This is a genomic window from Rhodococcus sp. WY5, assembly GCF_018588185.1.
In the GTDB taxonomy this organism is placed as follows: Bacteria; Actinomycetota; Actinomycetes; order Mycobacteriales; family Mycobacteriaceae; genus Rhodococcus_F; species Rhodococcus_F qingshengii.
In genome coordinates this window covers 2511182-2523914 of the sequence record NZ_JAAMPR010000001.1, presented here as the reverse complement: position 1 = coordinate 2523914, position 12733 = coordinate 2511182, and the positions used below count along the sequence as shown (strand labels likewise).

The following is a 12733-nucleotide window of genomic DNA, read 5'->3' as shown; positions in this document are numbered from 1 at the left end:
CGATCCGAGAGTAGGAACTCCACGTGAGCGAATGGTCCATCCAAGAACTCGCCAAATCCGCAGGTACCACCAGCAGAACGCTGCGTCACTACGGCGATTTGGGACTCCTGGAACCGAGTCGCATCGGCGCCAACGGCTACCGCTTCTACGACGAAGACGCCCTGGTGCGACTGCAACGCATCCTTCTACTTCGGGAACTCGGACTCGGATTGCCGGCCATCGCCGAAGTCCTCACCGGCGAACGCGATACGGCCGCCGCACTGCGTACGCACCTCGAACTCCTCGAGCAAGAGCGCACGCGGATCTCGAGACAGATCGAATCGGTCAACAGGACCTTGAACAAGACGAAGAATGGTGAATCACTCATGCCGGAAGATGTTTTCGACGGGTTCGACCACACCCGATACAAGGACGAGGTCATCGAGCGTTGGGGCAAGGACGCCTACACCAGCGGCGACAACTGGTGGCGGTCGATGTCGGAGCAGGACCGTAAAGCTCATCTGCAAGCTCAAGCCGACATCGCAGCGGCATTCGGAAAAGCACTGACAGCGGGGCTGTCCGCGGAAAGCGACGACGTCCAGACGATTACCCGAAGACAGTTCGAGTGGATAAAGATCGGTTGGCAGGGAAGGACTCCCAGCGCCGACGCCTTCACCGGGCTCGGCCAGATGTACGTCGACGATCCCCGCTTCACTGCAAACTACGACAAGTACGGAGAAGGCACCGCTTCGCTGGTCCGTGACGCGATGAAGGTCTACGCCGAGCGCAATCTGCACTGACGCCGATCAGTCCTGCCCACTGCCGAGGAGGTTGTGTCGGTGCGCTGCCGCGACAGCCTCTTCCCGGGAATGCGCACCGAGTTTGCGATACAAGGCTCGGAGGTGACTCTTCAGCGTGTTGTTGGATACGAACAACCGCCGCGCGATCTCACCGATCGGAATGCCGAGACCCAGTTCCACGAGAACGTCCATCTCCCGTTTCGTCAATTGGACCCGAACGATGGCCGCCGGATACATCTGCGCCGCTTCGGATTCGAGAAAGGTCGCGACGGCACTGCTCGAGCCCTCGGCCCGATCTTCGAGTTGCCTGATCAGATCACGCGGTATCGTCGCCAGGGCCGACAGGACACCGGAGGTTTCGAGCAGTCCGCGAGCTTCCTCCCATGTACTCGCGGCAGCGGGGATCCTGCCCAGTTCACACAGAGCAGCGCATTCGATCAGCAGGGATTCGAGCCGAAACCTCGTGAGATACTGCCCGCTCCAGTCGATTTCGCGGCACAATTCCAATGCCTGGGACGGCGACCCGGTCAGGAGATGCGCCCGCGCCACGGAGACCGTGACAACTGCAAACGTATGTGGCGCAGCGACTGATTCTTCCAGCGCCTTGGTACCCTCCCCGGACGCCAACAGAAGATCGATACGTGCCGCGGTGAGAAGCGCGTCACCGAGCGATCGTTCACACGGATTCACGTGCCCGTGCGTTGCCACTGCGCGCTGGAGGGAAATCAGCCCCGAGAACGGGTCCGATTGCAGCAGTGCAAATCTGGTGTAAGTGTAGGCCGCGAACGCCCACAGGTCGCCCGGCGGTGTGACCTCGGCGAGTGCGTCCATCGCGGCAGCTCCGGCGTGCAGGTCCACGCTGTCGCACGCCACCAGTGCCCGCGCGATCGCTCCCCCCATGTGCGAGGGCGGTCCCAACCATCCCGAAACGTCCGGGTGTGTGCTTTCCAGGTGCAGCCAGTCCGTCGCGTGCGCGACGTCCCCGATCAGCGCGGAGTTGAGCGCGGCATTGCCTGCGGCGTGACGCAGGACGAACTCCGGACCATGTTGCACCGCACCTTGATAGGCGAGTCGCAATTCCACCGCGGCATCACCGAGGTCACCGGTCAATTGATGCGAGACCCCCCAGATCAGCCGCAGGGCGGGCAGTTGAGACCCCAACGCGCCCAACGACTCGTCGCCGAGTCCGTACACGACGTGCGCCAATTTGCGCGTGATCTCGGTAGAGCGTTGGTACTTACCGGATGTTCTCAGCACCACCGATTGGACAGTTCCGACGTTCAACAAGCTGTGCGCATGCGGACTACCACCTATCGCACGCAATTCCGCCGGTTCCGTCGGTAATGAATCGCCGTTGATCAACTGCGGCCGCAGACGTGATTCGAGCAGGTCACGACCCACCAGAATCGAAGGGTTCGAACTGAGTACGTCACCGGGTATGGATTGCAACGCAGTCCGGACCAATCCGGTGTGATCGACCAGAAGATCAGCCCAGTGGCGCTCGAGTATGTCGAGCACCCTGGTCCACTTGCGTCCGTCCAAGGCGTAGTGAACGGCACCGGCTATATCCGAAGTCCCGAGAGCGTGATCGACGAGTACCTGGAAGGGATCTTCGAATCCATCCCCTTGTTCGGCCCGTATCTGTATGAATGCCAGTCGAACTGACGGCGCGAAGTACCAGGACGGTTCTCCCTCGAAACCATTCCGGAAGATCAGACCGAAAGACTCGAGCAAGTCCAGTTTGCCCTCCACGTCAAGATCGTCGGACAAGACACGAGCGATCTCTGGTGTCACCGTGCGGGCAGCGGCGATCGTAGTCGCGAAGTCGAACAACTCGAGCGACTTGCCCGACCGAGGAGCGGTCCGACTGACGTACGCGTGGATCGCCTGGTCCACTCGCTGCTGAACGCGTTCGCCTCCACGGCTCGGTTCACTCAGCCCCGCAACCGCACTCAGAGCAACCTTCATCAGCACGGGAACGCCGGCGACGCGTTCACAGATCGAATGGACGATGCCCGAGGGAAGGTGAATCCCTGCCTCCGCGAACAGAACGGTGGACTCGTCGAGCGTGTATCTGAGGTCGTTCGCGCACAGGTACTCGTCCACGCGGACGTCTTCGAGCAAGTCCGTCGCAGACCGATCCTGCAGCGTGACGATTACTTTCAATCCGGGAAGCCGCACGATCAGATCCACGATTCGGCGTCCCACCTCGTCACCCTCAACCAGGTCGATGCGGTTGAACACCAACACGAATGGTGCGGGCGACGAGTCGAGGAGTGATTCGATCGCGCCCACTGGATCCTCGCGCATTCGTGGCGGGGCCTCGAGTGATTCCAGCGAATCCTGAATTACTGCGAGCGCGGTGTTCCAGTACTCGAGGGGGGTCATCCGATGCGATGGCGCCGGCACCCAGACTACCGGTCTGCTCGGCACCTGCCCGAGAGTCGTGAGCCACAACGCGGCGAGTTCCGTCTTGCCGAACCCAAGTGGCGAATCGATGACAGTCAATCCCGCCGAGCGTTCCATCAATCCGAGGAGGCGGGGACGAATCGCCGTGGCTCCACGCCCGGCAAGCCGCCTTTGCAGCGTGCCCCTTCCTCGAGGATTTCGCTTTGCTCGAGATAGCTGCGATCGATTCGAAGTGGACGTCATGATGGCCGACAAACGAGCAGTCGATCCCCGCCGAACTCGAGATTTCGTTCGAGCATCGAACTCCCAACCTGTCCACCCATAACGAACAACATAGACAGCTTCGCCGCGACACGCGAGCACTGGCCGTCTCACAAATACGCCCGATTTGTCTCATTATGTGGGCTCGGTCACTATTGGCGTCTATTTGCGGGAGAGTGACTGCGACCTGCGGGATCTGACATATCATGCCCGCGTGTCGATGAATTCCGCCCGCATCCGCGTGTCGACCCGATCGGTCGATCCTGCGGACGCCGACGACTTCTGGCGCAGTGCCACACGTCCGTTCTTCGTCACCGACCGAATTGACCCTGACACATCTCTCGAAGGCTCGATCACAGCGCTTTCCATCGGAACCTCGTTGATCGGTCAAACTACCTTCAATGCACAGAAGTACACCCGAAACAATCGGCTGATCGCCGAGAGCGGACTCGACGATGAATACATGGTCCAGGTCGTCCTCGACGGGCAGTTGAGCGGCAACGCCGACGGAGTCGATTTCGTCGCACGTCAAGGCGATGTCACATTCTTCGACCTCGGGCGTACCTGGACCGCCGACGCGGAGGCAGAATCGACAGGGCGCACCATCACGCTCCTCGCACCGCGTTCCCTCGTCGAGGCCGAGTCGAAGGGTCGTTCTCTACACGGGACGGTACTGCGCGGAGTTCCTGCCGTCGTGCTCGCTCAGTGCATGCAATCGGTCGTACTCGCGCTACCGCATCTCGATCCCGATGCTGCGGCCGGCTACGAGGACGTCGTCGCTTCCCTCCTTCGTGTCAGTTTGGGTATCGCCGAACCTGATCTGTCGCCGCGGCCCGATCACTCTCTCCGCGATCGTGCGTACGCCTACATCGCCGAGCATCTCTCGGAGACCTGGCTCGGCCCGACGAGCATGTGCGCAGCATTGTCCGTCTCCCGGGCACAGCTCTATCGCGCATTCGCATCCGACGGCGGAATAGCTCTTGTCATTCGGCGGAAGCGTCTCGAACTCGTCTACCGCGAATTGACCAGAACCGAGATGCCGAACGAAACGATCGAAGCGTTGGCCCTGCGATGCGGCTTCACCTCGAAATCCCAGTTGGCGCGATCGTTCAAGGACTTCTACGGGATGACCCCGAGCCAAGCCCGAACCCACGGCAGACGCACGATCGGGGACCCGTCGATCGCACGCCTGCACCGCCGACTCGAGTTCTTCAGCCCCTGAATCCGAGATACTCCACAGCCTCGGGAGCGTGCCTGTGTTCTAGTTGATCCATGAGCTGGGTCGACAAGGAACTGAGTCTGGCTGCGCTCACAGGTGCGGTCACAGGTGTCGCCGTGATGATCCCGATAGTCGGCGATGGAGCCTGGTCCTGGGTAGGACTGTTCATACCCGCCTTCATCGGAGCGCTGGCAGGGCTGATTGTCGGCTCGAGCGCTGTTGCAGGTGGGCGCTGCGCCCTGAGAACAAGCCACACATGGCCGGCGCGCACAGTCTGCTGCTGGAAGCATCGGTTCGCTGCGTGCTCTGCCTTGGCGGTGACATTGCTGGTAATCGGAGTGTTCATGTCGGCTGTCGTCGCTACTGGTGACCCGGTGCGAGATGCCGGAGGACTCCCGACCTCCTTGATCGTACTGGCGGTCATCGCCGCAGTTACGTACGTGTTCTCCTACCTGCTCGCCCCCGCCCAGGCCTCCCAGACCTCGTAAGAACCTCTGCTTCATCACGATTCGTCCTCCGAATCGCGGTGGAGATCAATAATTCCACGACGGGCAACGAGCTCAGATCACTTCAGCTGGAAATGAACCGGAGAACAAACTGCTCGATGCCTTCCGATATGACCTTGGTCAGCGCGGTGAAGTCGTTCGACCAGCGTTGAATATCCAAGCTGCTCATCACTTTCCTCCGTTCTTCGTCCCGCTGCCCGTGACCGCACAACGTATGCGGGACGTTGGGGCGCACTGGAACTATCTGCGAGAACGCGGTTTCCGTTACCAATTGACCGGTCGAACAGCACAGCTTTTCGCTACCGCATCAGACGGTCACTTCTTCGACCGGTTTCTCCTCGTGGCTCGCCGCGCCGAAGACGGCCACGGCGACGGCACCCGCGATTGCCCCGACGAAGCCGACGACGGCAAGCCATTCCAGGCCAGGTCTCGACGCGTCGCCGAGCACCACGACGCCGACGATTCCCGGAACCACCGTCTCGCCGACAACCAGAGCCGCTGTCGCTCCGTTGACGGATCCCAGTTGCAGCGCCACCGTGTGCAGATAGAAACCGCCCAGGCCCGAAACGAGGATCGCCCAGCCGGCCGGATCGCGGAGCATCGTACCGATTTCGAACGGATCGATTCCGTAGACCACGCGTACGGCAATGGCCAGACAGCCGAACAGCACACCCGAGATCAACCCGGCGACAACTGCTGCGCGTGAGCCCAACCATCGGATCAAACCGATGCCGATCAGCAAGATCAACGCCGAGCCCACGAGGACACCCCAATGGACGACGTCGTTGGAACTCCCACCGCCCGCGTGACCTGACGACAATCCGAGCAGCAGGAGCGATCCGATCACCGCAGCGATCGCGAACCAGTCGCGACGATGCAACTGGATGCCGAGGACCACGGTCCCCAGCACTGCCGTGATGACGAGATTGGCACTGACCACTGTCTGCGACAAGAACAGTGGAATGAGCCGCGCGGAGATGGCACTTCCGGCGAATCCGACCGCATCGAGCACGGTCCCCAGGATGAACGACGCCGTCAGCGCGGCCGCGAACGTCGAACGCAAGGTCGGGCCACCCGACGCCGTCACGTGTCCGGCCTCGCCACGCTGCTCGGCGGCAGCTGCCGACTTGCGCGCGCCGTAGGCTTGCAGCACGGATGCAACGCCGTACCCGACGCATGCCACGATCGCGGCAATCAGTCCGATCAGCATCGAAATTCCACACGAAGTTCCTGGGCAATGGTCATAGAGATAGACCCTGCCCTATTTCCCCAGGCCTGACATCACCCTCAGGTATTCGAACAAGTGCTACCCGAGAAGTACACCGACCGACCCTGACCGGTACCTGGGGACACCCCGACCCCTAGTGGAATTGCTTGAGAGCCCTGATCTTGTTCATGACGTCGAGCGCCGCCACCTTGTACGCCTCGGACAGTGTCGGATAGTTGAAGACGGCGTCGACAAGGTATTCGACGGTCCCGCCGCACCCCATCACCGCTTGGCCGATATGCACGAGATCCGTTGCACCCGAGCCGAAGATATGAACACCGAGCAGTTTCAGGTCATCCGTCGACACCAAGATCTTGAGCATCCCGTAGGTGTCGCCTGCGATCTGCCCGCGCGCGAGTTCGCGGTATCGGGAAACGCCAACCTCGTACGGCACCGATTCCTTGGTCAAATCGACCTCGGTGGCGCCCACATACGACACCTCGGGAATCGAGTAGATGCCGATCGGCTGCAGATCCATCAGCTTCGCGCCTGGTTCGTCGAAGGCATGATAGGCCGCGAGTCGACCTTGATCCATCGACGTCGCCGCCAACGCCGGGAATCCGATGACGTCACCGACGGCGTAGATGTGTTCGACCTTGGTGCGGAAATTGTCGTCGACGTAGATACGGCCACGTTCGTCGGCTTCGAGCCCGGCGTTCTCCAGCGCGAGTGGCGCCGTGAGGCCTTGCCGTCCAGCCGAGTACATCACGGTCTCGGCTGGAATCTGCTTGCCGCTGCGCAGCGTCGTGAGCGTTCCGTTCGCTCCGACGTCGACGGCCGTCACTTCTTCACCGAATCGGAAAGTGACCGCCAGATCGCGTAGATGGAATCGAAGCGATTCGATGACCTCGGGGTCGCAGAAGTCCAGCATCGACGTCCTCTTCTCGACGACGGTGACCTTGGTGCCGAGTGCCGCGAACATCGATGCGTACTCGATACCGATCACTCCCGCGCCCACGACGACCATGGTGGTCGGGATGGAGGTCAGATCGAGGATTCCGTCGGAGTCGAGCACCCGGTGACTGTCGAAGGACACCCCCGCCGGGCGAGCAGGCAACGTTCCGGTCGCGATCACGACGAACTTCGCCGTGATCGTCATCTTGTCTCCGCGCGAGGAGTCCTCGACGAGGATGGTGTGCTCGTCGACGAACGAGCCGACCCCTATCAACAATTCGACGCGGTTGCGCAGAAGCTGAGATCGAACGACTTCGATTTCTTTGGTGATGACATGCTGGGTTCGCGCCAGCAGGTCGGCCGGAGTGATGTTCTCCTTGACGCGGTAACTCGCGCCGTACAGTTCGCGTTGGTTCATCCCGGTGAGGTAGAGAACCGCCTCACGCAACGTCTTCGACGGAATGGTGCCGGTGTTGACGCACACTCCCCCGAGCATGTTGCCCTTCTCGACCATCGCTACCCGTTTACCCAGCTTGGCCGCCGCGATGGCAGCCTTCTGCCCACCCGGGCCGGAGCCGATCACAACCAGGTCGTATTCCATCGGATCAGTCATCGCTTAGAAATACCGTCTGCATACGACCGGCAGATGCCGAGCATGTCAATACTCGGTGAACAATCCGCGCGCCGAAACGACACGACGGCAGTACACGAACCCTGTTGCAATTAAAAGAGATACAGCCGAATCCATACGAAACTTGCTACACATAAACATATTCCGACGTTCGCATGCGCACATGTTTCGTCGCCGGCGGAATTCACAACGGTCTGTTGAAATTTGTTTCACCACAGAGTGATTGATCGATCAACTGACAGGTGACCAGGGCCGTAAACCGGATGTCCAGTATTCGAATTGTCCGAAAAAACGAGCGGAATGTTCCTCGTCACATCCCGCACCGAAGCAGTTGCGCGGAGCCTCGGGCCGCGTTCTACTTGCCTTGACTAATCATCTGTCACTCTCGGTTACAAACATCCGCCCCGTTCACGATCCCCACCTTTCGCCATCTCGAGAGATCAGGTTTCCCAATGGAATTCACGGAACTTGCCGACTATCCCCTACCTCCAGGGACCGTCACCGAGTGGACTCCCGCCGCGGTGAATCCGCCCGATCTGTGGCCTGTCGACCAGCGTCCCGCCAGCTACATACACGAGGCACACTTGAAACATGCCGAGCAGGCGAAACGGCAGGTGCACCATCAGACCGACGTGTGCACTCCGTCGTGGCTGGGTACCTCGTTTCGCATCCACGACCGACTCGACCGAAGGATCTGGGCGGCCGCTCTCGATCACTGGATCGATCGCCACGAAGTGCTCCGAACACACGTCGCCGTGGAGGGCGAAACGATAGTCCGACGCACCGCGGGGTCTGGAGACGTCCGGATTCTGGGCACCGAGGTCGGACACCTTGCGTCCTCGATGTCTGTCTTCACGCATCTGCAGCAACTGCTCGACCGATCGACCGATCCACTTGTCTGGCCTGCGTATCAGTTCGCGACGATCGAAGGCCCCAACCACTTCACCGTGGTTTTTGCCGCTGATCATGCTCTGCTGGACGGATATTCGGTGGCGTTGACCGCGCACGAACTGCAGACGATCTACCGATCGTTGAGCGAGGGAAGCCCTCCCTCGCCGCCGGAGACCGGAAGCTACATCGACTTCGGCACCAAGGAACGAGATCTCGTGGGACACGCGGACCGCTCTCACCCGGCAGTGCAGACGTGGCGCGAGTTCTACGCGCAAGGCGAGGCTCCGTACTTTCCAGCGCTACCCGAACCGGTCACCGGACGCCGAGTCCCTCAGCAGAGCCTGTCCGCCTGGCTTCTGAGCGCCCGGGGAGCCGAACGCCTGGCAGAAGCGAGCAAGCGCAGCAACCAAGGATTCCTGGCCGCGATACTCGCGTGCGCGGCCAAGGTGACCGGCGATCTCACCGGTGCAGACGAATTCCGCGTCGTCGTGCCGCAACACACCCGTTCGGAGCTTCGATGGGCCGCGTCGCTGGGATGGTTCATCGGTGTTGTGCCGGTGAGGATTCCGATAGCCCCCGCCGCAACCGTGAGCGATCTGGCCAAGGTTGCCGGCACGGAGATACGGCGCGTCCGCCCCGCCGCGGCACTGCCGTATTCGAAAGTGTGCGAGCTGATCGACTCCCCGCAGCACCTGCCGTTCGTGCTCTCGTACATGGACGTTCGTCACGTTCCTGGTGCCGAGCAATGGACGAGCTGGCAGACCAGGGGCCTTCGTAGTCGAGATCATTCGGGAACCGACGTCTACATCTGGCTCACGCGGACTCCCGAAGGGCTGAATCTGGCCATACGCCACCCGGGCAACGCGCGCACGAGCCGCCACATCCATCAGTTCGCGGGACTCCTACGCCGCGAAATGGAGGACTTTGCCTTCTCGACCGACACTTTCGCACCTCCGACCAACACCGCTGTACCGATCGAGGAGAACTCTCATGGAAATGACACCCATCGATCTCTGGGCACCGAAAGCCGGGACGCTCACCGAGTTCAGGCCTACTGAACAATCCCTGGCGGCGGCATCCGGGGCACCGCGGAGCGACCAACCGCTCTCGTTCCTACAGGAAGGACACATTCGTACCGCCGATCACAAGCGCGCACAAGGCGTCGACTGGTCACCGTGGATCGGATTCACGTTCACTCTGCCCGGTGATCTCGATCGGGAGGCACTGCGTCGGGCGGTCCAGGCGTTTGTCCTGCGGCACAACACACTGCACAGTTGGTTCGAGGTGAGATCATCCGAAGATCCCGACGGTAGCGGGGTCATCGACCGTCACGTGGTGGATGCGTCGACGATCGAACTCACGCCGCACAGCATCGGTTCTCTGAACACGACAGATGCGGTTCGCGAGCATGTGAGCCGAAGTTTCGCCGGCGATACCAGCCCATTGCAATGGCCCTCGTTCATCAGTGGCGTCGTCGAGCACGGCGCCGGCTTCACCGTCTACTACGGCGTCGATCACTCGCACACCGACGGCCTGTCGTTGATGCTGGGCGTCGAAGAACTTCGTGCGCTGTACATCGCCGAAAGCGCCGGCATCGACGCTCAACTTCCCTCTCCCGGCAGCTACGTCGAGTACAGCGGCGAGGAACGGACATCCGCGGGGAACCTCGACCTGGCCGCAGCGCCTGTGCAGCAGTGGATTTCGATTCTCGCCGCCAACGCCGGCCAACTCCCGACGTTCCCTCTCGACCTCGGCGTCGCGCGGGGCGAACAGACCCGGTCGACCCGCACACACATCGACGTTCTCGACAGCGACGAGTCAGCCGCGTTCGCAGCGCTGTGCAAGTCCAATGGCGTCGGCTTCTCCACGGGGATCTTCGCAGCCCTCGCCCTCACCGAGATCGAAGTTGCGGATCGAGCGAACTACTTCGCGCTCAACGCAGTCGGCACTCGCTCCGATCCGAGATACCTCTATTCCCAAGGCTGGTTCATCAATCTCGTCCCGGTCTCGTTCACGCTGAGCGGTGTCACGAACTTTACCGATGCACTCCCCCTTGCCCACGCTGCTCGCGCTGCGGTGAAGGGACTCGCGGACGTGTCCATTCACTCGGTGATCGCCCAGGTGTCGAAGTTGACCGGATCCGACATCGGTGGAACCTCGGTCCCGCCGATGGTGTCGTACATCGACATGCGCCTGATTCCAGGTGCCGAGCACCATGACGAACTCGAGGCGCGGGCACTGGGTGGGCCCGGAACGACGGGTGATCTGTCGATGTGGATCAACCGGAAGGAAGACCGTACGTACGTGATGGTCAGTTTTCCGGACACCGAGCAGGCGCACACATCGGTGAATCGGTACCTACGACACCTTCGCAACGTCCTGAGAACGGTCGCTGATACCGGCGACTACCGTGTCGTGCGTCAGGCGGATGCACGTCAGGAAGTGGAGACCGCCTGATGCACATCACGTTTCTCGACAGGTTCGAGGCACGGCCGGGCCGCATTCTGCAGTGGACGCCGAGCGAAATCTCCACCGGAACGACGTATCCGGTTCCCCCGACCTCCAATCAGCAGCTGCATCTTGCCGGCAGCCGCGGCGATACGACTTGGCTCGCTGCTACTTTCGACGTTCCCGGCCCCATCGACACGGACGCACTCAAGGCCAGCTTCGAGGAATGGACGTCCCGTCACGACGCCCTGTCGTGCTCGTTCTCCCAGGCCGAAGAATCGGGTGAATCCTCGGCACTGTTCGTCGACGTCGCCGACGTCGGCGATCTGCGCCTGCGTGAGGAAACAGTGGCTGACGCGAGAACACCGGAGCAGGTGCGAGAACTCTTGGGCGAGCGCTTGGATCGATGGTGCAATCCTTTCGCGTTTCCCGCGTACTTTCTCGGTGCCATCACCCGCGAGGACCAGTCGACAGTGGTCTGCGGGTTCGACCATGCCATCTGCGACGGCTGGTCCATGAGCATCGCAATTACCGAAATCAGCACTCTGTATCGCGAATACACGCGGGCGGACCGTGATCCGATCGCGTCTGATCTCCTTCCGGAGCCCGGGAGTTTCCTCAACTACTGCTTCCGGGAATCGGCAACGGCGGATCCAGAGCCCGGCGACCACCGGATTGCGGGTTGGCGGTCCTTCCTCCGAGCATGCGGGGGTGACACTCCCCATTTTCCCGTAGATCTGGGACTGCCCGCCGGGGCGATGTCGCCCCAGGGCACAGACACCCGAATGCTCCTCGACGCCGACGAAGCAGAGCTGTTCGACCAGAACTGCGCCGATCATCGACACTCGTCGTTCGGTGCAATTCTTGCGTCGATCGGTTTGGCCACAACACAATTGACCGGCAAGAGGGACACGCACCTACTGTTCCCTGTTCACACGCGTCGGGAACCGCGACACAACCACACCTTCGGATGGCTGGTAGCCAATGCGCCCATCACCGTGACGAGCATGGACAATCTTCACAGCACTGCCCGGGCAGTCAATCTCGCTTTCCACGAGTCACTTTCACTGTCGTCCGTGTCGTCGAGGCAGGTGTTGCGGAGCTTGGGGCCCGAGGTTTCGCCCACTCGCAGAGACATCTTCTCGGTGTCCTACGCCGACTACCGAACCATGCCCGGTGGAACTCGCCCCCGTAAATCAAAGTCCAGCGAATCACAGCCTGCGCCGATCAATCCGCAGCAACTCAGTCGCGTCTCGAACGCCGACGACGTTCAGTTCTGGTTCTCACGAACTCACGACGGATTGGCAGTGCGGACCAGGTTTCCTGCGCCCGCTGCCCGGACAGTGCACACCTTCCTCTCGCATGTCTCCGAGATCCTGTCGACGCCGTAGACGAACGGCCGCCTATCCGTAGATCTATTTGACACTT

At 61.3% G+C, this 12733-nt stretch carries 9 protein-coding genes; 6 read left to right on the top strand and 3 right to left on the bottom strand.

All coding sequences use genetic code 11. The annotated features are described in order from the left end of the window. The first annotated feature begins 23 nt into the window (after positions 1 to 23). Positions 24 to 779 carry a MerR family transcriptional regulator gene (locus G4D79_RS11815; protein WP_030535291.1) on the top strand — a complete coding sequence of 252 codons (756 nt, stop codon included), beginning with the start codon at positions 24 to 26 and terminating at the stop codon, positions 777 to 779. Positions 780 to 785: 6 nt separating this feature from the next. Here G4D79_RS11815 and G4D79_RS11810 read toward each other — a convergent pair whose 3' ends face one another. Next, positions 786 to 3305 (bottom strand): LuxR C-terminal-related transcriptional regulator, encoded by a 2520-nt coding sequence (locus G4D79_RS11810; protein ID WP_099697801.1) that lies wholly within the window; start codon positions 3303 to 3305, stop codon positions 786 to 788. 364 nt (positions 3306 to 3669) lie between these two features. On the opposite strand from G4D79_RS11810, the gene G4D79_RS11805 reads away from it, so the two are divergent. Together G4D79_RS11805 and G4D79_RS11800 are read left to right on the top strand one after the other, a co-directional pair. After that, a complete protein-coding gene (locus G4D79_RS11805) occupies positions 3670 to 4671 on the top strand; it encodes a helix-turn-helix domain-containing protein (protein WP_235867828.1) in 1002 nt (333 codons plus the stop codon). A 50-nt stretch (positions 4672 to 4721) separates the two neighbouring features. Further along, entirely contained in the window at positions 4722 to 5156 is a 435-nt protein-coding gene (locus tag G4D79_RS11800) for a hypothetical protein (protein WP_083056824.1), read from the top strand. Between the two features lie 325 nt (positions 5157 to 5481). On the opposite strand, the gene G4D79_RS11795 is transcribed toward G4D79_RS11800, so the two are convergent. Further along, entirely contained in the window at positions 5482 to 6384 is a 903-nt protein-coding gene (locus G4D79_RS11795; RefSeq protein WP_003940348.1) for a hypothetical protein, read from the bottom strand. Positions 6385 to 6535: 151 nt separating this feature from the next. Further along, positions 6536 to 7948 (bottom strand): Si-specific NAD(P)(+) transhydrogenase, encoded by a 1413-nt coding sequence (sthA, locus tag G4D79_RS11790; protein WP_054188916.1) that lies wholly within the window; start codon positions 7946 to 7948, stop codon positions 6536 to 6538. A 470-nt stretch (positions 7949 to 8418) separates the two neighbouring features. On the opposite strand from sthA, the gene G4D79_RS11785 reads away from it, so the two are divergent. The 3 genes from G4D79_RS11785 to G4D79_RS11775 are packed head-to-tail and all read left to right on the top strand — an operon-like array spanning position 8419 to position 12696. Continuing rightward, positions 8419 to 9915: a condensation domain-containing protein gene (locus tag G4D79_RS11785; protein ID WP_099697803.1), complete on the top strand. Its 1497-nt coding sequence runs from the start codon at positions 8419 to 8421 to the stop codon at positions 9913 to 9915. After that, positions 9848 to 11314: a condensation domain-containing protein gene (locus G4D79_RS11780; protein WP_050654764.1), complete on the top strand. Its 1467-nt coding sequence runs from the start codon at positions 9848 to 9850 to the stop codon at positions 11312 to 11314. Before G4D79_RS11785 ends, G4D79_RS11780 begins: the two co-directional genes overlap by 68 nt. Further along, positions 11314 to 12696 (top strand): condensation domain-containing protein, encoded by a 1383-nt coding sequence (locus G4D79_RS11775; protein ID WP_099697804.1) that lies wholly within the window; start codon positions 11314 to 11316, stop codon positions 12694 to 12696. The genes G4D79_RS11780 and G4D79_RS11775 overlap by 1 nt, the downstream gene beginning before the upstream one ends. Positions 12697 to 12733: the final 37 nt, after the last annotated feature.

What these genes read in the sequence shown, in the direction of transcription:
- G4D79_RS11810 (WP_099697801.1), bottom strand. Translation starts at nt 3,305, where the DNA reads ATGGAACGCTCGGCGGGATTGACTGTCATCGATTCGCCACTTGGGTTC.
- G4D79_RS11785 (WP_099697803.1), top strand. Translation starts at nt 8,419, where the DNA reads ATGGAATTCACGGAACTTGCCGACTATCCCCTACCTCCAGGGACCGTC.
- G4D79_RS11800 (WP_083056824.1), top strand. Translation starts at nt 4,722, where the DNA reads ATGAGCTGGGTCGACAAGGAACTGAGTCTGGCTGCGCTCACAGGTGCG.
- G4D79_RS11775 (WP_099697804.1), top strand. Translation starts at nt 11,314, where the DNA reads ATGCACATCACGTTTCTCGACAGGTTCGAGGCACGGCCGGGCCGCATT.
- G4D79_RS11805 (WP_235867828.1), top strand. Translation starts at nt 3,670, where the DNA reads ATGAATTCCGCCCGCATCCGCGTGTCGACCCGATCGGTCGATCCTGCG.
- G4D79_RS11795 (WP_003940348.1), bottom strand. Translation starts at nt 6,384, where the DNA reads ATGCTGATCGGACTGATTGCCGCGATCGTGGCATGCGTCGGGTACGGC.
- G4D79_RS11780 (WP_050654764.1), top strand. Translation starts at nt 9,848, where the DNA reads ATGGAAATGACACCCATCGATCTCTGGGCACCGAAAGCCGGGACGCTC.
- sthA (WP_054188916.1), bottom strand. Translation starts at nt 7,948, where the DNA reads ATGACTGATCCGATGGAATACGACCTGGTTGTGATCGGCTCCGGCCCG.